Raw genomic sequence first — 23921 nt, forward strand, 5'->3', positions numbered from 1 at the left:
TTTGAGGAGGAATTATTCCTCCTCGGGTTCAGGCTCAATCAGCGACGTAATGCGCACCTTCTGGATACGGTGGCTGCTGACTTCCAGCGGTTCGTACATCCAGTCTCCGATCTTGATTTGCTCACCCACTTCAGGAATACGCTGCGCGTGTTCCATCAGCAGGCCGGCGATGGTGTGGTAGTCGCGCTTTTCCTCAATCTCTATCGGAATATAGATAGTCAGGTCTTCCAGCGGCATATAGCCATTAACTATCCAACTGCCGTCGGCCTCGTGCTGAATGTCGTGGCGGGCGTCCAGATTTTCGCCGTGTACCGGCAGGTTTCCCGCGATGGTTTCCATCACGTCGGTGAGAGTAACGATCCCTTCGACAGAACCAAACTCATCGACAACGAACGCGAAGTGCGTTTGCGCCTGACGAAACTGTTCCAGCGCCATGAGCAGAGAAACGGTTTCCGGGAAGATCAGCGGTTGCTTAATCAGCGCGCGAATGTCCAGCGTTGGCTCAGACAGCTGCTGCTTTAGCAGGTCGTTGACGTGTATCACGCCTAGCGGTTCGTCCGCGGCGCCGTCTTCTGTCACTACCATGCGCGTATGCTGGTTGCGATGCAGCGTTTCGCGGATAGCTTCTTCCGGTTCGCTCAGATCCAGATCTTCGATGTCGTGGCGGGAAGTCATGATGCTTCCCACCGAACGCTGCGCCAGCCCCAGAACGCGCTCTATCATGTGGCGTTCCTGACGGTTAAATATTTCGTCGCTGTCGCCCTTGTGGCTGTCGGCTATCAGATTTGCTGAATGGCTGTCCAGCTCTGCGTCTTCGTGCTTACCGCTGAGCATGCGAAGCACCGCTTCTGCCGTGCGCTGGCGAAGAGGCCTGCTGGAGGAAAGGTACTTACGGCGGTTGGCCAGAGAAAGCTGGTTAAACACTTCAATAAGGATTGAAAAGCCGATAGCGGCGTACAGATAGCCTTTAGGAATGTGGAAGCCGAAGCCGTCGGCGACCAGGCTGAAGCCGATCATCAACAGGAAGCTTAAGCACAGGATCACGATCGTCGGATGTGCGTTCACAAAGCGCGTCAACGGCTTACTGGCCATCAGCATCAGCGCCATGGCGATACAGACGGCAATCATCATGACCGCCAGGTGATCGACCATCCCTACTGCGGTAATGACCGAGTCGAGGGAGAACACTGCGTCCAGCACGACGATTTGGGCGACGACCGCCCAGAACTTGGCGCCTTTATGGGCCGTAGTATCCTCATGGTCTTTGCCTTCCAGCTGTTCATTAAGCTCCATGGTGGCTTTAAACAGCAGGAACAGGCCGCCCACCAACATAATGAGGTCCCGACCGCTGAAAGGATGGTCGAACACTCTGAATAGAGGGGCCGTTAAGGTCGACAGCCAGGATATGCTGGCTAACAGAACCAAACGCATCAGCAGCGCCAGAGCAAGTCCGACGACGCGTGCGCGATCGCGTTGGTGTTTGGGAAGCTTGTCCGCCAGAATGGCGATGAAGACCAGGTTATCTATACCAAGAACGATTTCAAGGACGACCAGCGTTGCCAGGCCGGCCCAAATAGTTGGATCAGCGATCCATTCCATAAGTCAGGTGGTTACCTTCATGTAAAACAGCACGTGCTGCCCTTTCATTGTAGGGGCTAAACCGCATCACGACAATCTTTTCTCTTATTGTTAACGATATTGACAGTGAAACTGACCAACATGGCTGATTTATTCTTATGAATACCAAATAACCATCTAAGGAAGTGGGGTATCACAATATAAGCTTTTGTGAGTGGCGTGAAGAATGCGCAGCCGCAAAAAATAAAATGTCATCGGCGACAATTTCTCTGATAGCCATTTCTAACTTACCAATTACGGTATTGGTAAGTTATGATAACTTTATCTTTATATATTGTTCACGGTTATGCCCGTGAGTCTCCCCTGTCAGTGAGGTGTTTATATGTCTAAGCAGCAAATTGGTGTCGTTGGCATGGCGGTAATGGGCCGCAATTTGGCGTTGAATATTGAAAGCCGCGGCTATTCCGTTTCTATTTTTAACCGCTCGGCGGATAAAACCGACGAAGTCATTGCTGAAAACCCGGGGAAGAAGCTGGTTCCCTGCTATAGCGTAGAAGAATTCGTTAACTCACTGGAAAAGCCGCGCCGCATTCTGCTGATGGTGAAGGCGGGCGTTGCCACCGATAAGACTATCGAGTCTCTCAAGCCTTATCTGGATAAGGGCGATATTCTTATCGACGGCGGTAACACCTACTTCGAAGACACCATTCGCCGTAATAAAGAACTTTCTGCCGAAGGCTTTAACTTTATCGGTACCGGCGTTTCAGGCGGTGAAGAGGGCGCGCTGAAAGGGCCTTCCATTATGCCCGGCGGGCAAAAGGAAGCCTACCAGCTGGTGGCGCCGATCCTTGAGAAAATTGCCGCCCGCGCCAACGGCGAGCCCTGCATTACCTATATCGGCGCAGACGGCGCCGGCCACTACGTGAAAATGGTTCACAACGGCATTGAATACGGCGATATGCAGCTGATTGCCGAAGCCTACTCTTTGCTTAAGCAGGCAGTTGGCCTGACGAACGACGAGCTGGCCGATACCTTCTCGGAGTGGAACAAGGGAGAATTGGACAGCTATCTTATCGAGATCACGGCGGACATCTTCCGTAAGAAGGACGAAAGCGGTCAGTATCTGGTTGACGTGATCCTGGACGAAGCGGCGCAGAAGGGAACGGGGAAGTGGACCAGCCAGAGTTCGCTCGATCTTGGCGTTCCGCTTTCGCTGATTACGGAGTCGGTGTTTGCCCGCTTCCTGTCTGCGCTGAAAAATGAACGCGTAGCGGCGTCAAAAGTGCTGAGCGGCCCGGCTCCCGTTGCGTTTAGCGGCGATAAGGCCGAGTTCATCGAGAAAGTGCGCAGAGCACTCTATCTGGGGAAAATCGTTTCTTACGCGCAGGGATTTGCTCAGTTGAAGTCGGCTTCCGATGAGTATCAATGGAGTCTGAACTACGGTGAGATTGCCAAGATTTTCCGCGCTGGCTGTATTATCCGCGCCCAGTTCCTGCAAAAAATTACCGACGCTTACGCTGAGAATGGCGATATCGCCAACCTGCTTCTGGCCAGCTACTTCAAGAAGACCGCCGATGAGTATCAGCAGGCGCTGCGCGACGTTGTCGCCTATGCCGTTTTGCACGGCATTCCTACGCCAACCCTTTCAGCGGCGATCGCCTACTATGACAGCTACCGTGCGGCGGTGTTACCGGCTAACCTGATCCAGGCACAGCGTGACTACTTTGGCGCACATACCTACAAACGTACCGATAAAGAGGGTGTTTTCCATACGGAATGGATGGAATAACACTGTCAACGTTATAAAAAATCCGGCTTGGCCGGATTTTTTGCCTATAGTGACAAAAGAGAAATTCTTTTCAGTGGCGGTTTGCAGGTGAGTTACGTACTATCAGACAAATCACCATTGATTAATTGTTTATGACCAGTAAGGGGATCATGATGGAAAACGCGAAGCCTTCCTTCCAGAACGTGCTGGAATACGTACGCCTGTCTCGCCGCAAAAATAAGCTTAAGCGCGAAATTGTGGATAATGAGAAAAAAATTCGCGATAACCAGAAGCGCGTTTTGCTGTTAGAAAACTTGAGCGATTACATCAAGCCCGGAATGAGCATTGAAGACATTCAGGCTATTATCGCTAACATGAAGAGCGACTATGAGGAGCGCGTTGATGAATACATCATTAAGAACGCGGAGCTCTCTAAAGAAAGGCGCGATCTGTCTCAAAAAATGAAGTCTATGTCTGAAGTGAAGTAGCGCTGAAGGCCTAAAACGTAAAAATCCGCCGCGTAGTCGCTACGGGCGGATTTTTTTATGCCTGAAATCAGGCGTTATTGGGTTCGGATATATTCATCCATATCGCTTTTCAGGTTGTCAGACTTGGTGCCAAAGATGGCCTGAACGCCAGAGCCTGCAACGACAACGCCGGCTGCGCCCAGCTTCTTCAGCCCGTCCTTATCGACTTTTTCTATATCAGCGACGCCGATGCGTAAACGGGTGATACAGGCGTCCAGGTTCGTGATGTTGTCTTTCCCTCCAAACGCTGCAACCAGCGCGGCAGCCATGTCTGAACTTGAAGCGGCTACGCTTTTTTCCGTCGTTTCCACTTCTCTTCCCGGCGTTTTCAGGTTCAGCTTAACGATAGCGAAGCGGAATACGACGTAGTAGAACAGCGCGTAAAGCGGGCCGAGGATGAAGAACATCCAGCCTTTGGTTGAAAGGTGGTAAAGCAGCATAAAGTCGATGGCGCCGTGAGAGAACGTCATGCCGTGCTTCACACCCAGCAGTATGGTTATTACATAGGCAAGTCCGGCCAGAATGGCGTGGATTGCGTACAGCACGGGCGCAACGAACAGGAAGGCAAATTCGATAGGCTCGGTAATGCCGGTTAAGAAGGAGGTCAGCGCGGCAGAGATCATGATGCCGCCTATTTTTGCGCGGTTCTCTGGGCGAGCGGTGTGCCACATGGCGATGGCGGCAGCGGGAAGTCCCCACATCTTAAACAGATATCCGCCCGCCATGTTTCCAGCCGTCGGATCGCCCTGGAGATAGCGTTGAATTTCACCGGTGATCCAACGTCCGCCTTCTGCCGTACAGGCGGCTTCGTTAGCGATACCGGAAACAATCTTACCGTTTACGATACAGGCCTGACCCGCTTCATAGAAGAAGGGGACGTTCCATATGTGGTGTAAGCCGAAGGGAATTAACGAACGTTCCACTACGCCGTAAATACCAAAGGCTAACGCCGGGTTTTGGTAAGCGGCCCACTGGGAGAAGGCGTTAATAGCGCCGCCGACCGGAGGCCAAATAAATGAAAGAACGATGCCCAGTGCGATACAGGTAAAGCCGGTAATGATAGGCACAAAGCGCTTGCCGGCGAAGAAGCCGAGGTAGTCCGGCAATTGAATGCGGTAGAAGCGGTTAAACAGATAACCCGCCAGGCCGCCGACCAGAATACCGCCCAACACACCGGTATCTATTTTGGGAACGCCCAGCGCTTCCGCCATAACTTTAAGCGTGGCCGCCATAATGCCGTAGCCAACGATAGAGGCCAGGCCGGCGACACCGTCGTTGTTGGTGAAGCCCAGCGCGACGCCGACGGCGAACAGCAGGGGCATTTGGTCAAAAATGGAGCCGCCTGCCTGAGCCATAACTTTTGATACGACGGCGGGAAGCCAGCTAAATTCCGCGCTGCCGACGCCGAGCAGGATACCGGCGATGGGCAACACAGAGACCGGAAGCATCAACGCTTTACCGACCTTTTGTAGACTTGCAAAGAGATTTTTGAACATAAATGTGCCTTTGATGACGATGTTATATAAGTAGAAAAATAACCTTTCTATGCATAGATGATTCGGAATCAATTAATAAAATTTTTTATAAAGTGATGACGATCACGGCATTAAAATGAAGCAATAATTATAAGTATTAGATCTCTTTTTTGTTGTCCTCGTTTAAGTACTTCCTTTATAAAGCTAATTATTTTAAATAAGTATAGTTGCCTTTTTTATCATTGCTAAAAAAGTCGATGTAAAAAATGATCCACTATCGATGGATTTTGTTTCTTTTTGTTAAAATCAATGTGTTACGTTTTTTCTCGTTAGTCGGTTCAATAGAGGTAAAATGGTTTTTCGTTCCTGCAATAATGTAAGAGTGGGGGAAGTTGTTGTTTATTTTACTATCTTATTTTTTTGTGTTTTTAATATAAAAAGAGTATTGACAAACTTTAATAAAGAGCTAAATTTATAAACAACGCAGGCGCTATTAGCCTAACGGTTAAATAAAACGTTTGCGTTGTGAATGCGCGATAAAGGCCTTGTAGTTAACCAATGTTAATTGTGAAAGAGGATGCGGGCATCGTTCAACTGTAGTCACGTTTGGGAACCGCATCGGAAGTCGGGTCGCGTAGTTGAAGTACGATCGCGCTGCTGGGAACGAAAGGGGGATACGCGGGTTTGTATCAACCGTTGTATCAAGTGATGTTGTGAGACGGCTAAACATGATGAATATGCCGCTCGACCTGTTTAGATGTGAAGAAAAAAGGCGTTTTGGTTAATAAATCGGAGGGTTTTTTACTACAACAGCTTAATTTCTCGCTTACAAAACAAGTGCATCTAACTGCTACTGTTTTAGTCCACTAACTTAATACATGTTTAACTTATTATCGGTTCGACCTTAAAGCCCTGGCGCAACGTCAGGGCTTTTTGGTTTTATGCGATAAGCGAAGTAAAGATTGAACTAACGCATTAATCGGTAAGAATTTTCCCATAAGTTAAGCAAAGGCCGTTAAACTACCCGTGCGTGATAACGTTACATACAGTAGGAACGGCATGAAAGAAAACAGTGAGCTATTGCGGCTGGAAAACGTCGGCTATCGAACCGATGAAACGACTATTCTAAAAGGCGTCGGATTTAGCCTTAATCCTGGCGAATTTAAGCTGATCACCGGGTCATCGGGCTGTGGGAAAAGTACGCTACTTAAAATAATTGCCTCATTGATAAGCCCAACTGAAGGGAACATTCTCTTTGAGGGACAGGATATTAATGAGCTGTCGCCGGAGGCCTATCGCCAAAAGGTATCTTACTGCTCTCAAACTCCTTCGCTTTTTGGGAACACCGTCTACGACAATTTAGCCTTTCCTTATCTCATTCGTAAAGCCGAGCCGGACAGAAAAAAGCTGGCGGCGGACCTTAAGCGATTTTTCCTTCCTGAAAGCTTTCTTGATAAAGGCGTGAATGAGCTTTCCGGCGGAGAGAAGCAGCGCGTTTCTTTGATCCGCAACTTACAATTTCTGCCTAAGGTACTGCTGCTGGACGAAATTACCAGCGCGTTGGATGAAGACAACAAGCGCAACGTGAATGACATTATCCATGACTATGTTCACAACGAGAATATGGCTGCGCTGTGGGTTACTCATGACAGAGGAGAGATCCAACATGTAGATGATGCGATCGTCCTGACGGCGCGCGCTGGAAATGTGCAGGAGGTGAAGCATGAGCCAGCATAATATAACGAATGAGTCCCTTGCGCTGTCGATGCTGCTAGTGCTGGTAGCCATCCTTATCAGCCATAAAGAAAAGCTGGCGTTGGAAAAGGACATCCTCTGGAGCATTGGCCGTGCAGTAGTGCAGCTGATTATCGTCGGCTACGTGCTGAAGTACATCTTTGAGCTGAATAACGCGGCGTTAACCGTACTCATGGTGCTGTTTATCTGCTTCAATGCGGCCCTTAATGCGAAAAAGCGCAGCAGGTATATCGACAGAGCGTTTGCTATCTCTTTTGTCTCTATCACCACCGGGGCGGTGCTGACGCTCGTCGTACTAGTGCTGTCGGGTTCCATTGAGTTTGTACCTATGCAGGTTATTCCTATCTCCGGCATGATTGCCGGCAACGCGATGGTGGCGGTCGGGCTTTGCTATAACAATTTGGGGCAGCGCTTTAGCAGCGAGCGCCAACAGATTCAGGAGATGCTGAGCCTGGGCGCAACGCCAAGAATGGCCTCTGACAGGCTTATCAGAGACAGCATCCGAGCGTCGCTCATTCCTACCGTCGATTCGGCAAAAACCGTCGGCTTAGTCAGCCTGCCGGGGATGATGTCCGGCTTGATATTCGCCGGTATCGATCCGGTGATGGCGATTAAGTACCAGATTATGGTGACCTTTATGCTGCTTTCAACTGCCAGCCTGTCGACGATCATCGCCTGCTATCTGGGGTATCGGAAGTTTTATAACCAGAGGCATCAGCTGGTGGTGAGAGAGGTGAAGAAGTAGAGAACATAGAAGGTAATACCCGCTTGAAAAGCGGGTTTTTAAATGGAGAATCTTTACCGGAAAATGCTTCTGGCCTGCTCACTGTGAAGAGTTAGCCTTGAAGTGGCGAGCTATTCTGCCGAGCCTTTTTGTTAAATAGCCTTTTAAAGGCGGTTTTTTTATTCCACGTTAGCGACATTTTCCTGCATGACTGAAGTGAGAAACGTTGCGATTTTATTCTCAATCTGACTATCGATCGTTCTTAGCCGCAGTAGGCTAATACCGCATTCGTCGAGAATAGCATTTTTTAGCGCGTCGCGTTCGCGCTGCGCTGGGCAGTCATGATGTCCGCCATCTATTTCAATCACCGCTAAAGGTTGCTTTCCTACACGATAGTAAAAAACAAAATCGCAGCTTGCTCCTTGTACCATAAACTCTCGCTGACGTAGCGTAAAACGATCGTCCATACGAGAGACCAGCTGTCTGAGTGGGATCTGTGCGTGTACAGTAAGGACGCGGTAAGTCGGCAGCCTGAGCGTATCGTTGATGAGCTGCGAAGCAATCTGTTCTGAGCGAAAGCGTGAGTCGTTGGGATTAAGTCGTTTTTTCAGTTTATCTAATGAGCGGTCATACTCTTCATAGAGCAGGTCGAATGCGCTGACTACTGGGCTATAATGTACCCGATCGTTATCAGCGTAGTAGGTCATATAGCGAATTAGCGCAGCGATATGCTGATTGTTATTAGTGAATACATTATCACCGGTAACCAGCGTGAAGCGTTTTTGCGCACGTGAAACCGCGACATTGATAAGCTGCGGATCGTCAACAAAGTTAAGCGCCTGCCGATCTGCTTTCTTATCCAGTACGGTGGAAAAAATAATCTCTTCGCATTCGCGTCCCTGAAACTTATGCACCGTAGCGCTAATAAAATCAGTGGGAAGCGCTTGGTTTGAGAGGTCGACCTGAGCATTGTATGGCGCAATAAAACCGCGGCTATCTGCTTCGTCCCATTCTAGTGCCGTAAGCGACTCTAGTTCGCGTAAATTGCTTCTGTTACGCGTATGATTACCTTTAGCGGTCACTACCAGCGATAGGGCTGATTCGCCGTTGTCACGGGTCATTGCGATTAACTGATTGTCATAAAATTGCTTATTGCAGAACTGAATTATTTTTGGATGACAACGATAGTGCTCTTTCAACAAAGTGACGGGCAGCGAGTTGCCGTATAGCTTGAATAGTGAATCCAGCAGGCTGTGGCTGACACAGTCATAATGCGGCGCCGGTGCAAGCAAAGTGGTATTTTCTGGAACATGAGGAAGTTGCTTACGGTCGCCCACTACAATGACGTTTCTGGCGCAGCCTAAGGCTAAAATTCCCGGAACAATATCTTGCTGCGATGCCTCATCAATAATGACGTAATCCAATAAAGCCCCTGGAGCCAGAGAATTAATGATGGAGTGTGTGCTACTACCAATTATCGGATAGCGTTTTAGAAAATTAGTAAAAACCTTCTGATAATTTCCCTCATTGAGGTTGTCATCTGGTGTGATTGATTTCCAAAGATGTGCGCGAAGAAACGCCATGGAATCCTGAGTCAGTTTTTGTTGCAAACTTATCACATCATTATTTTTTAAAGTTTTTTCGTTTTTTATCAGCGCATTTCTGGCCTGTTGTAAACGGATAGCATAATAATGACGCTGTAAGGCAAAGAATATCGACTGGCGTTTCTCCATAGTATTTAAAGGTTTCGTTCTCACAATGCTAAATTTGAACAGGAGTATTAGCCTATTGAGAAAGCTAATACGATTTTCTTTTAGAGACTGGAGAAAGGCCATCAAGTCAGTAATTTTATGCTGCGTCAGCTGATAGCGCTCAATTTTATGATGATGTGTAATGTCGTGAGAATGTAGCCATTGGCTAAGATATTTTTCTTCGATGCTCAGTTCATCAATTTCAGCACGTAGCTTTGCTACGTCATTTTGTGCAAGGAGAAATTCTTTTAACCGCATTACTTGATTAGATATAACGCCGATTTCAGGTGCATTCGTTGGCGGTATTTTGGGGAGCTCGGGCTGAGTGGCGAAAAATTTGAGGCGATTATCCGCACTACCTAATCGAGCTACTACATAATCCAGATTTGCTTTTGCCAGTTTATCGTAAACATTCTCTACGGCAGTGTTGTTATTAGAGACGATTGCGACACTGCAATTCTTGATCAGGATATTGGCGAGGATATTAAGTATCGTCTGGGTTTTTCCTGTACCAGGAGGTCCTTCTATAACTGAAATTTGTGCGCTAAATGCTTTCTCAACAGCCGTCATTTGGCTTTCATTCAGTCCGAAGGGATAGATAATGTTGTTCGGTATGCGTCGTGTTGCATTCTTACTGTGGCAATAAGCTTCTAATGCCGTGTCGGGATGAGCCACAATTTTATCTAACTGATTCAGTATATTCTCTGCGATAGGCTTCTTGTCCTGAGTCGCGTTATGGACACGCTGTCTGGCAACGTCGCGGAAATAGGAAAAAACGTCATCATCTTTTAACGATGTTGCCGGCAGAATTTGCACGTCTTCAGCTTTCATCACATAACATCGTTCCGAGTTTGGATAATAAATAAGAGCATATTTATTACCTACTATTTCGGCGCGAGCGATGGCTCGCACATTAGAGTGGCCTTTTTTGATGAGTAAAGTGCCATTGACAAGCGTAGTGGGTTCGACCTTGCAGGCGCTGAACGGCCAAGTATAAGTTTTTCCTGAATGGAAATGACCAGTCAATTGAAGGCTCTTTGCGCTATTGCTGTAATACAGAGTCCAGTCAGAAAATTGCGCAGTTCTGTCTTGCCCTTCAACGTAAATAATGGTCATTTTCTCTTCTCCATGAGGAATGGGAATGTTCTTGTCTAACTTTGGAGATAATAAGGATAAAAGAAATTTCCCCTAACGGAAAAGAAAAAAGATTATTTTTTATGATTCGTTTTTACTAGCTGTATCAGATGTGTGTTTTATCTTATGGAATATAAATATATTAAATTCTAAAACTCTAAATAATATCTAAAATTATATGGATATTGTCGCCGTTTTTAAACATTTCGGGCTGTTGTACTGTCTGTAATGAAAAAAGGCCGTTGGCTTAATGCCTGATACGGGAATTGATATGTGAAGATGCAGCTAGTACAACCATTTATTATTTAATCATAGGATTAAAAATAGGTTGTTTTTAGACGATATCTAATCGATTTTATGAAAACGGTTTTTTCTTACTTATAGCATCTGATTATATGTCCGCCGGATATTATAATCTCTTAATTCGGCAATGTAGAAAGTAGTTCATTTCATTTTCATCAATAGCCCTGCTTGTACGTGTAGTCTCCCCAGTTTTTCGGTACAGGCCGTAAACAGTGGATGTTATGCCCGTCATTCACTGAAATACTTGAATGCGTCTTCAGATTTGTAGCTATGACGCATGAATCCCTCATTCCGCCGCTTCATAATCACATTTATAGCTTTACATCTATATAGTGTTTAACCTATATTTTCGGGGCCCGTGTGGACGATTAAAACAACGGATACGTTCGATCATTGGTGACTGATATAGACAGAGCCTGCGTGCTTGCGGCGTTAATTGTACTGAAAGAGAAGGGGCCAATGTTGTCCAGACCTTACGCCGATACGGTTAAAGGCGCTCGCTACGGTAATATGAAAGAGCTACGGCTGCTGAGGCGGGGCGAACCAATTCGGGCATTTTTTGCCTTTGATCTTCATCGTATCGCCATTCTGCTTTGCGCTGATAATAAGGTCGGTAACGAGAAACGTTTTTATGATGAAATGATTTCGATAGCCGATCGGGAATTTATGAACTATCTGAATAAATTAGAAGAGAAGGAGTAACGCCATGGGCAGAACGCTGGAACAGCTTCTCGCAGATGAAAAACCGAGCGTCGTGGCCGAAGCTCAGGCAATGGCTAAGGATATCCTGCTCAATATTCATCTTGCTGAACTGCGTGAGAGGGTGCAGAAAACCCAAGTGGAAATGGCACAGGAGCTGGGCATCAAGCAGCCTACCGTCGCGGGAATGGAAAAGCCGGGACGCGACCTGAAGCTTTCTACGCTTAAACGCTACGTTGAGGCAGCGGGCGGTAAGCTGCGGCTTGACGTTGAGCTGCCGGACGGGTCGCATTATGGATTTGTTTTGTAAGCAGTAAAGTGGGTCGTAGTGTAAATTCTTCTGGCGCAGCCCGGATACGGAAGCTGCGCCGCATTTTGTTTATTCGATCCGCAATAATCCTTTTAACTGCAAAAACAGTTTTCTATTATCGACCTTCTTACCACGAACTAAGATCCTGCCTGTACGAAATGCTTCATGACCTGAAAGAAGCGTCTGATGTATCAGGACTGTCGCCGTTTTACCGGCAATGCCGCCTTTGAAAACTGCCGGATCTGTCCTCTGATGGATTAAGGCTTTCTTCACGCTTTATTGCGCTAAGGAAATCACAATGAATCTGATGAATAATTGTGCATCGCCCGCCGCAGATGTTATATTAAAATATAATATCCGGAGGTGCTCTATGTATACCACTCGTCTGAAAAAGGTTGGCGGATCTGTCATGCTGGCGGTTCCTCCCGCCGTGCTGAAAACGCTGGGGCTGTCGACGGACAGCGAAGTGGGCATGACCATTGATAATGGCTGCCTGATTATTGAACCTCAAAAACGTCCCCGCTATTCGCTCGAAGAACTGCTGGCGCAGTGCGATCCGCATGCTGAAATAAGCGAAGAGGATCGGGAATGGATTGATGCGCCTGCGGTGGGCAAGGAGATCCTGTAAATGGACAGAGGGGAAATCTGGCTCGTTTCACTGGATCCCACCAGCGGCCATGAACAAAGCGGAAAACGTCCGGTACTCATCGTGTCGAAGGCATCATTTAACACATTCACCCGGTTGCCCGTTGTTGTCCCTGTGACCAGCGGTGGAAACTTTGCTCGCGAAGCCGGTTTTATCGTCTCACTGGACGGCGCGGGAACAAAAACAACGGGCGTGATCCGCTGCGACCAGCCCAGAACCATTGATATGGGGGCCCGAAATGGTAAGCGACTGGAACGTATACCAGACGCTGTCGTGAATGAAGTGCTGGCCCGACTGGAAGCCATTCTGGGCTGATGTTTTTTATGTGATTGAGAGATTCTGAAAAGCAAAAAGCCTGCTACAAAGCAGGCTTTTCTGAATTTGGCTCCTCTGACTGGACTCGAACCAGTGACATACGGATTAACAGTCCGCCGTTCTACCGACTGAACTACAGAGGAATCGTATAGACAGGGCGCATCATATCCGCCAGCCCGGGCGCTGTCAACCGCTTGGAAACCTCGTTAAGCGCGTTTGCTTATACTTCATCCAAAAAGGGCGCGATCCGTTTCTATTTTAGCCATTTTGATACTTTTTGGGCCTAATTTTATTTTTTCTACGCGGCTGGAAAAGCTACATATCTTTAGTCAGAAATATTCTCATACGGGTATAGCTATTGAAAAAAGTAATATAGACTTTAAGTCAAGGTGGCCGAGGCTGCAGAGAGTGGGTATTTAGCCATTGCTTTCAATTTCACTTTTCGCAGCGGCATAATATTTGATGGCTAAGTGGTGGGCGAGTGCGTTTATTTAATTCCATATCATTAAAACCGCTAGTGACGCTGCTGTTTGTGCTGCTGTTGACGATTACGCTAAGTTCGGCGCTGTTTCTCCAGTTTCGCAATGAATTGCGCATTTTTGAAAGGCTTAGCGACCGCGTGACGGCGACGCACATTGAGTCCGTTGGTACCCATCTTTTTAACTTTATGGAAGTTCCTATCCAGTCTAACGCGGCCGTTGAAATGGTCATGCGGGAAGTTCTGGATGCCCCTAAAGATACGCTGGAAGAGTTTGAATCACCGCTGAAGAGCACGATGGAAAAAATATTTCCCAATATGCCTCAGCTCAGCCTGATTGCGTTCGGTTCGATTAACGGGAATTACATTGCGGTCGACAGAGGCACTGAAAATGGCAATTTTCGACTGCTGTTAAAAGACGCTAGGACTCACGGCGTAATGAACTTCTATTCGGGGATGAGCATTCAAAGCCCGATTATTAATAGCGTTAACCACTACGATCCTCGTCTTCGGCCTTGGTACCGTGATGTAGAAATTAATCGCCAAGCAGTCTGGACTACGGCCTACTGGGACCTCAACAAGGTTAGGGAACTGACGATTTCTTATAACAGCCCCGTCTATGACGCCAACAGGCGGTATGTGGGGGTCGTCTCTAGCGACATCAAGATTGAGCGCTTTAATCAATATTTACGTTCTATCCCCAGCTTGGGCAATGGCGTGATATTCGTTCTGGATGGCGACAACGAAATGATTTCTTATTCGTCGAACGATAAGCTCTATAACGCGCCGGAGAGAGGAACGTTACTGCACGATAAGGCTAAGCTTCGTACCCCGCTGGACAGCACTAACCCCATTATTCACACCATGGCGCCCTATTTGGTTGACAGAGGGCTGGATAAGTTCACTTTTACTTTGAATGGTGAAATATTTCATGCTCGAGTTGCTCCCTTTGGCGCTTCGCTGGGGCTAAAAGATTGGCGGATCGTTGTCGCCGTACCTCGAAGTGACTTTATTGGCAGGCTTGACGCCGACAGGCGTACAACTATTTTCCTTATTTTAGGCGTATTTCTGGTTGGCATAACTCTGGCCTGGGTTGTTTTATCAAAAGTGACCACACCGATATTGGACGCAGCCCGACAGGCGAAGCTGCTTGCCCGGCAGGAGTGGTCTCCGTCCCACGAGTCGGGTTTTCAGCTTAAAGAAATCCGGCAGCTTAATAATGCGTTTAACGAGATGTCATCCCGGCTGTCAGCGGCCTTTTCGTCCTTGAAACATCAAGTTAACTACGATCCCGTGAGCGGGCTTTTAAGCGCCGAAGGGCTGTTGGAACAAATGAAGGCTCTCGATTTCTCGGGGGAAAAGCCCAAGTGGCGTGGGTTGATAATGCTAAGCCTGGACAATATTAGCGACGTCAACAACACGCTAGGCTATCAGAAAGGTGAGTGGCTGTTGGGCGAGTTTGCGGCGTCCTTAAACGCTATTGTGCCTGAAGGCGCGCTGCTTGCCCGGGTCAACGACGTCGAATTTGCCGTCTGCTACCCCGAAAGCCACCAGGGCGATATTCTGAAAGATAAAATTCCGAAATATGTTTATCTCTACACCCACTCTCAGGGCAGTGAGCACCTGATGTTTGTTGGCAATATTGCTTTCGTTGATGAAACGTTTGACGACGAATCCTTAACGGAGTATCTGCGTAAAGCGTCTCTGGCACTGGTGAGCGCACGCAAGAAGGGTACCGGCGCCTATGAAGTATATCGGCCGGAAATGATGACTCAGGCGGTTGAGAATACTCGAATGCTGTCGGAATTAAGCCAGGCGCAGTTTAATCAAGAACTGCTGGTCTACTTTCAGCCTATCGTTGAGTTGCGCGACGGCAGAGTTATCGGCGCGGAGGCGCTGATCCGCTGGCGGAGTAGGGCCTATGGCATGGTGGCTCCCTACGTTTTCATTCCTTTAGCGGAAGAGTCTGGTCTTATTCTCTCTATCGGCCGCTGGGTGCTAAAAGAGTCGTGTCGCCAACTGGCGTTGAAGATTTCTGCCGGCTGGCCGAAGGACTTTATGATTCATATCAACGTTTCTGCCCGTCAGCTTATGCAGCCTGACTTTTATGATTCCATTGTAGAATCGCTGCGCGAAAGCGAGCTTTCTCCATGTAATCTTGCTATCGAACTCACGGAATCCATTCTGGTAGAGAAGGGAACCATCATTGGCGAGCAAATTGCGAAAATCAGGGCATTAGGGCTTTCGGTCGCGATCGACGACTTCGGTTCCGGCTTTTCCAGCCTTTCTTATTTATATCGTCTACAGTTTGATTGCCTGAAAATTGATAGAGACTTCGTCTGTGGCGTACTTGAAAGCGGCAGGAGCGAAGCGATCGTCTCTGCTGTCGTGCGACTGGCTGACGGGCTATCCGTACCGCTGGTTGCAGAGGGTATTGAAACCGAGGAGGCTGCCGCGAAGCTATATCACTTGGGCTGTAAACGCGGACAGGGTTACTATTTTGGCAGACCGATTCCGTTGGATGAATGGGAAAAGCCTGAGGGAGATGGCAAGAGAGGGTGAGGCTTGTATTGCCTCTGATAACGAAAAAGCCCGCTTTAAAAGCGGGCTTTTGAAATTTGGCTCCTCTGACTGGACTTGAACCAGTGACATACGGATTAACAGTCCGCCGTTCTACCGACTGAACTACAGAGGAATTGCTTGAACGCCGCGCATCATATCCGGCTGTGCTCACCCTGTCAACGCTAAATTTTTATCTTTTATCTAAGTGCTCATCAACTGAGCAAGCCGAACGTTGTTTGAGCAAAGATAGAGGGCATGGATATGCCGATGGTACGAATGGTAAAAGTGGCGGTAATAGACGGATGAGGACGAGTGTATAAATAATAGCCGATAGAGCGCGAGTTTGCTTTAAATTAAGATGTACGTTTCTTTACTCGAACAGCCATCTATTTCATAAGGTGATTTTCACTAATCGAGAAGATGGAGAAAAAAGCATCAATACCAATAACGAAAAGCTCCATCTACCAACTTTTCGTTATTGAACTGTAATATTTATATTCTATTAATATTAATAATTAGGGGGTGTTGAAAATAAGGTGCTACGTCAGAAGATCTTTTTATACGGAATTGATTTTTTAACCTTAAAAGACGTTACTTTTACTTTCTATATATTTTGGCCGTTGGCAGCTAACAAAACACCCGACCTGAGGAAGGCACAATGTAAGTATTACTGAACCATCAGAGTAGGCAATTCTCTGGCTTGCTAATTAACAGGCACAGACAAACCGCAACGGCGTTCCGTTAGTCAACTAACTCAAACAGCAGGTGAACCCTAGCTTAATCAACGCTCTTGAAGCGTCGAATTATTTCACTTGGTACCAAATAGACTTTGGAACTTTGCCCAAATCAAAAAGCTTACCAGCAACTAGCTCTGCTCGACGGTGATCGGCAGCGCGATACATATTAGCCAAAATACTATTATCAGACAAAGAATAGTTTAGCTTATCGTAAAGACGCTCTAAGCTATCTTCGTTAGAACACTTACGAAACATCATTAAATAATCAATATCACTCATTATAGGCTACTTTATATTTAGCTCCGCGTGCGTAAATACGTGCATTGATTAATGCATCTCTAATGTCATACAACGCGCAGAGGTAATGGATTGAGAGTAATCAGCGACGGCATTAAAGTAAATGCCATCTCTGATATCATAGTCCGTTGGTAGAAAATGAACAAGCACTTATAGCGTTATTATTGCAATAATATGCAGTTAGTAGCTTAAGCTCAAAATTCTACGGGCTTCAATTTCTGTGATGTCCTTATGCTCCCCAAGAGGAAATAAATTAAATCTTTTTAAATAGTTAATTGCATCATCAATGGATGATTCCGGTATCCCATACGCTCTCAGGCTGGTCATTATTCCCATATTTTCAAAAAAACGCTTGGTTAGAGATATCGCACTATTTATCCGTTCGTCTTCATTGCCGTTCGTTAATCCCCAAACTCTGTCTGCGTACTGTAATAGTTTCAATCGCTTGTTTTTTCTTTGTACTTCCAAAACGGAAGGCAGTATTACTGCAAGGGTTTGAGCGTGATCAAGGCCGTGATATACCGTAAAATAATAGCCCATCCGATGAGTAGCCCAGTCCTGAGGAACGCCCAGACCAATCAGGCCGTTAAGCGCCTGTGTCGCACTCCACATAATGGAAGCTCTGACGTCGTAGTTCTGTCGGTCAGCCAGCGCCTTAGGGCCTTCTTCGATCAGCGTCAGCATTAATCCTTCCGCATAGCGGTCTTGCACTTTTCCGTAAACCGGGTAGGTAAGGTATTGCTCGGTAACGTGTACGAAGGCGTCGACAACGCCGTTGGCAATCTGTTTTTCGGGCAGAGTGTAGCTCTTTTTCGGGTCGAGCAGGGCAAAGCGAGGGAAAAGCAGAGGATGCTTATGGCTTAGCTTGGCGTTAAGGTCTGAGCGGCTTATAACCGCAGTGCCGTTCGTTTCAGAACCGGTTGCGGGGAGCGTTACTACACAGCCAATGGGAAGCGTCTGCTTTAAAGGGACGTTTTTTATCCAGCTGTCCCACGCGTCGCCTTCAAAGTAACGAGCGGCGGCAATAAATTTTGTCCCATCAATAACAGAACCTCCGCCGACGGCGAGAAGAAAATCGATTTTTTCTTCTTTTGCGATGCCTACGGCTTTCATCAACGTATCGTATTGGGGATTTGGCTCTATCCCGCCAAATTCAATGTACTGTCTTGCACCTAACGCGTGTTTTACCTCATCAAGCGTGCCGAATCGTTTCGCGCTTCCGCCTCCGTAGGTTATTAATACTTTGGCGTCCGCAGGGATTTGAGCGTCAATGTCCTTAATTCGCCCTTCACCAAAAAGGATCCGCGTTGGATTGTAGTAATCAAAGTTAAACATCGTTATCTCCCAATAGCGGGCATATATAAAGCTATGCGCTGAGTGGCTTGACCTTCAAGGTACTTCTGTAAGCACCGTTTATTGATGCTTATTTTAGTGAGGGATATAAATATAGCCTATTTGCACCAGCCGCTTTACTGACGTGGGATAAATTATATTTCATTTTTATTTTCTTGTTATAGAAGGAGTAATTTTGAGATTGCGTGCAGATTGAATAAATAGCGCAGGAATGTATGAAGCGGAGCAATATCGGGGACAAAAAAGCCGACCCTAAGGTCGGCTTTGCAATGCGGTGATTAAAGGAACACGCCGCCGGACTCGCCCAGCTTCTGATCGCCGGCCTTAGGCTTAGCTTTTGCCTTTGGCTTAGATGAGGTTGCTTTGGCCGGCTCAGCCTTGGCCTTATCGGCTTTAGCTTCAACTACCGGAGGGGCTAAGCGCGCGACAGCGCCTTTATCTACGGCTTCGATTTTACCGCTTTCGATTACGCCGTAAGAGATTTTGTCTTTAATTGAGGTAATCACGATGGTCGCGACTTTCTCTTCAGCGGCGCCGAGCACTTCACCCGTATCCGGATCGACCAGCTCTTCGCCCTGAGAGTAAATGTCAAAACGGTCGCCGTCATAAACCATGGCTTCGCCGCGGTTGATAATAACCTGGCCGTTCGTCACGGCAACGACTTTAGCCGGCGTCAGCTTGTTAACGATTTTATCGGCGATAACGTCGCTAATTTGCTTACGCGCGGTTTCAATGTATCGGCCGCTTTGCTCAAATACCGTAGAGTCGGACCACTGAATGCCGTGGGTTGCCGCTTCCAACAGGGAGTAGCGAACGGTGACCTTGGTTTTTGACGAACTGGAGACGTCGAATTCGCCGGTCAGGTCAACGCTGGTGACTTTGGTGGTCGTTCTTACGCCGGCTTCGGTCACGTTAATGACCAGCAGATAGTCAGCGGGTAGGGCGGTTTGGCGAACGTCGATAGAGTTGTTCAAACGGCCTTCCAGAAACTTCTCTTCTGCTTCAAAAGCCTTGTCGTTAGTCGCGCTGCGATCCAGTACGGTGAAGCGCTGTGACTGAACGATACGGTCAGTGATTTCCTGACGAAGCGTATTGGCGAACGCCGAACGGCTGCGGTTGCCGGTAGTGATAATCGCCAAACGATCGCGCTTTGAAGCCGCTTGAGACGTTTTACGTTCTACCTTATCGATTTCAACGGTCAGAATAACCGTACAGCCTTTGGCATCGCAGTCGCGCGTTTTAACCTTATAGCCTTTTACCGTACCTGCGCTGCGCGTGTCTATCTGTGCGCTTTTGCCGGTATTTACGGTAACGTCGCGGTTGGCGTTTCCGCCTACGTTAACGTCAAGGTTTTCGGTGTAGGTAGAGTCGCCGGCCTTATTGCTGAGAAACGAATTGTCGTTGTTCTTCGTATTCTCAACGTAGGTGCCTTTTCCTTCCACGTTAACGTCGGCTTTGTCTTTGATACGGACATAGTCACCCGCACGTTCAGACTGCGTTTTTACGGTCATTCCATTCACCTGACGAACGGCGTCGGCCAGAGCGGCATCGACGGCTTTTTCGTAGGTTTCACCGTATCCTTGTGCTTCGACGGTTTCAATTTTTGCAAAAGCAGAAGATGAAAACGCCAGAAGTCCTACAAGTACCAAGATCCATTTTTTCATTAGCAAGCCCTAATGGATGAAACAAACTTATGCGGCACCGCCCAATCTCTTGTCGGGCGCGCCGCTCCTAGGCATTCCGTCATTACCAGCTGGCGGTGCGATTGTCGCCGCGCTTGATGATGGGATACTCTTTTTCCCAGTAAGCCAAACCGTCATCGAGGTTGGTCAGCGTCAGCTGGAAGTAGTATTCAACCTGCTGAGTGCTGGAGTTTACGGTACGGTTTTGCTGAATGATCTTACCGGTCAGCGAGAAGTCAGGTGCGATAACGCGGCCGTCTTTCTTAACGGTTTTCTGGTTGACCATCTTGGAATTACGCAACTGGCGCACTTTACGGGTCATCTCATCTTCGGGACCGTTGGCGCTAATTGCCGTAGTCACTACGAAACGGCCAGAGTTTAGCAGGCTGGTGCGGATTTTCTTGGTCAACTGATCGGTATCGATACGCTGATCGGTGTCGTTGATAATGCCGGTAACCGTCAGTACATAACGACCGCCCTGCGGATGAACCAGCAGGTCGGAGCTCAACATGTCGTCAACCATGTTGGTCGCCGCCATTTCGAAGTCCTTATAGTCCAAGCCCATAATGGCTACGTTATCGTTTTTGCTGTCGACGTAGTAGGCGCCATCCTGCGCACATCCAGCGAGAGAAAGGGCTACTGCCGCGGCAAGAAAAGTCTTTTTGTTAAAAATAGTCATCATAACGTTCTCAACATAAGTTTAGGGTTATTACGATATCGATCCCTCAAGGGAAATTCTACATCGCATTCTTACTGGTTAATACGTCCACTTTAGGCTGCATCAGCGAATTTATACTGCGCACATAAACGACCACGGGCTGTGGCGTTGCCGGCAGATCGACGGTGATAGCTGAACCTCCTGAAGGAGCAATCTGAATCTTTTGACTGCTGGGCCATTTGACATAGGCAACCTGAAAATCGTAGGGAAGCGTATGCCAGCTGCGGATATCGGCCTGAGTGGTGACTGCCTGGGCAATCCCTGTGATAGCGCCGAGGATCCTGACCGTTTTATTATCCGAGTTCATCATCGTCGCCTGCGCTGCCGTCTTCAGAACGGCGCGAGTGAGCTCTTTAATAAGGATTCCGGTAAATTCCGTTTTAAATTCACCCTGAATGATTTTATCCATTTGGGCGAAGGATTCCGTTTTAGTCCCTCCATTGACTGAAAGATAAGGATACGCCGGGCTGCCTGATTCCAGCGTCGGTAGTGCAATACCCGCGTAGGCTACGCGTTTGGTTAATAAAATCAACGGTAAATCAATGCGCCGTTCGACTTTCTGAGCCGCCGCGCCGTTTTCAAAAATCACCCAGACGCCGGGCGGAACGCTGCGGCCTTTGCTGTTCGCCAGACTGAGGTCTGAGCGAATCTGACGGTTGCGCGTTAGCGCATAGGCGCGCTTAAGGCTTTCCTTGGCTTTGGCCAAATCGCCTGCGCTTTCGTTATTAATCAAGAAATAAAGGCCGTGCAGATAGAGAGAGGCGGGGTTGATATAGCCATCATAGGGCTTCCACTTGTCAACATCGATCCCTGATCCTTCCAGCGTTTCCATTGATTTTTTATACGTATCGCCCAGATTATTGCTTTTTATGGCGCTTTTCTGCTCATTGATCTCTTTTGAAAAATGTTCCGCGGCCCTGCGCTGGCGGTCGTCAACTCGGTTCCACTCTACGCGGGCGTTGTTAAAATCGGCCTGCTGCCAAAAGTTCAGCGCCTTATAGGTATTCACCATCACTCGGTCATAAACGCGCGGAGAGTAGTCCATGACGTTGTCGTTGACAACCATAGACGCAGCCTGGCTGAAGCCGGACGCCGCGATGTTTTTGGTCTCATCCTCTTTAATCAGAAGCTCTGCGCCGTCAAAAACTTTGGTTGAACGGTCCAACTGGTTGGTCATGCGAAGCAGGGCGCCCGCTTCCAAAGACCACAGCAGGTTTGTCGCTTCGCCGCTGCCGGATACGCCTTCATCCAGCGCAATTTTTTCCGCCATTTCAATCTGACCCTGAGACAGGGAGTAGTCAAGGTTTTTACGTGAGGGGGGATTAGCGCAGGAGGCTAGAGTTAGGGCGATGCCACAGCAAAGCGATATACGTGAGATCTGATTTTTCATAAGGTTTCTATTATTGGTAGTTATTATGTTGTCGTATTTTTTTCGTCGTATTAAAGCAGTATCGTTTGATAAATGGCTAAAAGGGCTTCCCTGCCGACTTAAAATAAATCTGCGCTGGGTTGCTGAACCGAGAGACGTACTTTCTTTTTGGCTTATTGCCTTCTCAGTTTTCCTTAATGCCATTTCCATCAATTAAACCTCCGCCACAGCTGAATAAACTGCTGTTGGTAGAGATTTAAAAGATCGGGATTGTCCGTTACGAGCACGTTTTCATAGTTATGTTGAGATGCGCTCTTCGTCCAATTAAAGCTGCCGTTAAGCAAATAGCGGCCGTCAAAAATCGCGAACTTATGGTGCATATGATAGGGCGTATCGTCCATGACGATAGAAATGCCCTTACGCATCAGATAGTCGATATCGCTGCCGCGATCTTCCGACTTATCGTCATCAGTAATAATTCTGATTTTAATATTTCGCTGATGGGCACGCATAATAGCGTCGGTGATATCATCATCGGCGATAGTGAATACGCAGATGTCGGCGCTTTGCTTTGTATGGGAGAGGAGGGCGCAGATTTTATCGCGACAGGCGTTGCCGGGAGAAAAAAAGGCAGTGCTGTTAACCTGTTTTTGCTGGCCGGAGAGGTCCAGCGTTTTAACAACCGTTTCCAGCCACTTCAGCACTGGCTGAAGATCGGTCGGGGCGGTATCAAGGTGGTCACGTACCAGATCGAAAGCGCGATTGCGCATGAATCCATACTGCTCCGCTGTGAGCGACTGGCTGATTTCCCTTAACTGGATACGCTCCCCCTGGCTTAACGAAAGATCGGCCAGCGAGTCTTCGAGGTAGCGTTCCAGCTCTTTATTTTCCATTGTCCTTTTTCTCATCCATAAAAAGAAAAATTGAAATGCTTTACATAATTTTTATTACTTTATTACCCTGCATATCAGTGATTTTTTACCTTTTAGTCAATATGCCGTCCTAGTTTGCGGGAATCGGTTACCAAAAGAAAGGGGATTAACTGAAAAATTACTTATAACGAAAGCGAATATCGCTAAGAGGGAAATATGCGAAATGAAGTCCTTCTTTGACGTTAATTTTTTCGCGCAGCTTCTGCCTTTAATTCCCTGATATCAATTCGTTAACGAGTGTTTTATTTTTTTAACCTATCCCTTCTCTTGGTGAACACGGCATAAAGAACGCCAGCCGCCGCGCCGGCGATGTGGCTTTCGGTTGAAATATAGGGATCGCTGGGCAGCAGGCCAGCCGCAATGCTGCCGTAATAAACGAGTACCAGCAGTGCAAAAAGCAGATCCAACAGCCTTCTGCGAGTGATTGCCTGAGCTAAAAGCAGCGCCCACAGGCCGAAAATCCATCCGCTGGCTCCAATATGATAGGCCGGACGGGCGAATAGCCAGACCAGCAATCCGCCGATAAAAATAATAGTCAGACTGGAGAACAGATAGTCCCGTATTGAATGCGTCATTAACAGCGCGCTGAGGAAAAGCAGTATCGGAAGGTTGCTAAAGAGATGCCTCCAATCGCCGTGAATAAACGGAGCCAGCGGGATCCCCCATAGTCCGTCCAAGCTGCGGGGCAGGATCCCCAGCGTCGCAAGCCGGCCGCCAAAAAGCGTATTGGCGCACTGAATGAGAATAAGCAGGGCCGCCAGAGCGGCCAACGTATAAACGCGATGCTTAAGCCAGGTCTTCACCCTAT

Annotated in this window: 18 protein-coding genes, 2 tRNA genes and 1 pseudogene; 9 read left to right on the forward strand and 12 right to left on the reverse strand. The window is 47.8% G+C overall.

Going from position 1 to position 23921, the window contains the following annotated elements; translation table 11 throughout:
• Positions 1-12: 12 nt before the first annotated feature.
• Positions 13-1599: a TerC family protein gene (locus V8L73_RS07400; RefSeq protein WP_027274465.1), complete on the reverse strand. Its 1587-nt coding sequence runs from the start codon at positions 1597-1599 to the stop codon at positions 13-15.
• A gap of 361 nt (positions 1600-1960) precedes the next feature.
• Here V8L73_RS07400 and gndA point away from each other — a divergent pair, with 361 nt between their 5' ends.
• Together gndA and tmaR are read left to right on the forward strand one after the other, a co-directional pair.
• Positions 1961-3367, forward strand: a complete 1407-nt coding sequence (gndA, locus tag V8L73_RS07405; protein ID WP_027274466.1) for an NADP-dependent phosphogluconate dehydrogenase — start codon at positions 1961-1963, stop codon at positions 3365-3367.
• A gap of 152 nt (positions 3368-3519) precedes the next feature.
• Complete coding sequence (gene tmaR / locus V8L73_RS07410; protein ID WP_027274467.1) at positions 3520-3834, forward strand: PTS system regulator TmaR; 315 nt, start codon at positions 3520-3522, stop codon at positions 3832-3834.
• 74 nt (positions 3835-3908) lie between these two features.
• Here tmaR and ptsG read toward each other — a convergent pair whose 3' ends face one another.
• Entirely contained in the window at positions 3909-5369 is a 1461-nt protein-coding gene (ptsG, locus tag V8L73_RS07415; protein WP_347254526.1) for a PTS glucose transporter subunit IIBC, read from the reverse strand.
• A 1038-nt stretch (positions 5370-6407) separates the two neighbouring features.
• Between ptsG and fetA the strand changes: the two genes are divergently transcribed.
• Positions 6408-7085, forward strand: coding sequence for an iron efflux ABC transporter ATP-binding subunit FetA (gene fetA / locus V8L73_RS07420; RefSeq protein ID WP_347254804.1), 678 nt, complete (start codon positions 6408-6410; stop codon positions 7083-7085).
• Positions 7072-7848, forward strand: a complete 777-nt coding sequence (fetB, locus tag V8L73_RS07425; RefSeq protein ID WP_027274470.1) for an iron efflux ABC transporter permease subunit FetB — start codon at positions 7072-7074, stop codon at positions 7846-7848. Before fetA ends, fetB begins: the two co-directional genes overlap by 14 nt.
• A 158-nt stretch (positions 7849-8006) precedes the next feature.
• Here the strand turns inward: fetB and V8L73_RS07430 are convergent, their stop codons facing one another.
• Complete coding sequence (locus tag V8L73_RS07430; protein ID WP_027274471.1) at positions 8007-10694, reverse strand: AAA domain-containing protein; 2688 nt, start codon at positions 10692-10694, stop codon at positions 8007-8009.
• A 679-nt stretch (positions 10695-11373) separates the two neighbouring features.
• Here V8L73_RS07430 and V8L73_RS07435 point away from each other — a divergent pair.
• The 4 genes and pseudogenes from V8L73_RS07435 to V8L73_RS07450 all read left to right on the forward strand — a co-directional run bounded on the left by V8L73_RS07435 (position 11374) and on the right by V8L73_RS07450 (position 12985).
• Positions 11374-11717 (forward strand): annotated as a pseudogene (locus V8L73_RS07435) (type II toxin-antitoxin system RelE/ParE family toxin).
• A gap of 4 nt (positions 11718-11721) precedes the next feature.
• Positions 11722-12024, forward strand: coding sequence for a helix-turn-helix domain-containing protein (locus V8L73_RS07440; RefSeq protein ID WP_027274472.1), 303 nt, complete (start codon positions 11722-11724; stop codon positions 12022-12024).
• Between the two features lie 370 nt (positions 12025-12394).
• Complete coding sequence (locus tag V8L73_RS07445; protein ID WP_347254527.1) at positions 12395-12652, forward strand: AbrB/MazE/SpoVT family DNA-binding domain-containing protein; 258 nt, start codon at positions 12395-12397, stop codon at positions 12650-12652.
• Positions 12653-12985 carry a type II toxin-antitoxin system PemK/MazF family toxin gene (locus tag V8L73_RS07450; protein ID WP_027274473.1) on the forward strand — a complete coding sequence of 111 codons (333 nt, stop codon included), beginning with the start codon at positions 12653-12655 and terminating at the stop codon, positions 12983-12985.
• Positions 12986-13052: 67 nt separating this feature from the next.
• Here V8L73_RS07450 and V8L73_RS07455 read toward each other — a convergent pair.
• A tRNA-Asn gene (locus tag V8L73_RS07455) sits at positions 13053-13128 on the reverse strand.
• 338 nt (positions 13129-13466) lie between these two features.
• Here V8L73_RS07455 and V8L73_RS07460 point away from each other — a divergent pair.
• Positions 13467-16025, forward strand: coding sequence for a bifunctional diguanylate cyclase/phosphodiesterase (locus V8L73_RS07460; RefSeq protein WP_347254528.1), 2559 nt, complete (start codon positions 13467-13469; stop codon positions 16023-16025).
• A 57-nt stretch (positions 16026-16082) separates the two neighbouring features.
• Here V8L73_RS07460 and V8L73_RS07465 read toward each other — a convergent pair.
• The 8 genes from V8L73_RS07465 to V8L73_RS07500 all read right to left on the reverse strand — a co-directional run bounded on the left by V8L73_RS07465 (position 16083) and on the right by V8L73_RS07500 (position 23916).
• A tRNA-Asn gene (locus V8L73_RS07465) sits at positions 16083-16158 on the reverse strand.
• Positions 16159-16828: 670 nt separating this feature from the next.
• Positions 16829-17041 (reverse strand): transcription modulator YdgT, encoded by a 213-nt coding sequence (ydgT, locus tag V8L73_RS07470; RefSeq protein WP_027274475.1) that lies wholly within the window; start codon positions 17039-17041, stop codon positions 16829-16831.
• 198 nt (positions 17042-17239) lie between these two features.
• On the reverse strand, positions 17240-18394 hold the full coding sequence (locus V8L73_RS07475) for an iron-containing alcohol dehydrogenase (protein ID WP_347254530.1): 1155 nt from the start codon (positions 18392-18394) through the stop codon (positions 17240-17242).
• Positions 18395-18690: 296 nt separating this feature from the next.
• On the reverse strand, positions 18691-20076 hold the full coding sequence (locus V8L73_RS07480) for a hypothetical protein (RefSeq protein ID WP_347254531.1): 1386 nt from the start codon (positions 20074-20076) through the stop codon (positions 18691-18693).
• Between the two features lie 82 nt (positions 20077-20158).
• Positions 20159-20776: a penicillin-binding protein activator LpoB gene (lpoB, locus tag V8L73_RS07485; RefSeq protein WP_211218902.1), complete on the reverse strand. Its 618-nt coding sequence runs from the start codon at positions 20774-20776 to the stop codon at positions 20159-20161.
• Positions 20777-20831: 55 nt separating this feature from the next.
• A complete protein-coding gene (locus V8L73_RS07490; RefSeq protein ID WP_347254532.1) occupies positions 20832-22082 on the reverse strand; it encodes a hypothetical protein in 1251 nt (416 codons plus the stop codon).
• A gap of 308 nt (positions 22083-22390) precedes the next feature.
• Entirely contained in the window at positions 22391-23074 is a 684-nt protein-coding gene (locus tag V8L73_RS07495; protein WP_027274479.1) for a phospholipase D-like domain-containing protein, read from the reverse strand.
• A 281-nt stretch (positions 23075-23355) separates the two neighbouring features.
• Complete coding sequence (locus V8L73_RS07500; RefSeq protein WP_027274480.1) at positions 23356-23916, reverse strand: rhomboid family intramembrane serine protease; 561 nt, start codon at positions 23914-23916, stop codon at positions 23356-23358.
• Positions 23917-23921: the final 5 nt, after the last annotated feature.

It is taken from the genome of Leminorella grimontii, from assembly GCF_039789245.1.
Classification (GTDB): domain Bacteria; phylum Pseudomonadota; class Gammaproteobacteria; order Enterobacterales; family Enterobacteriaceae; genus Leminorella; species Leminorella grimontii.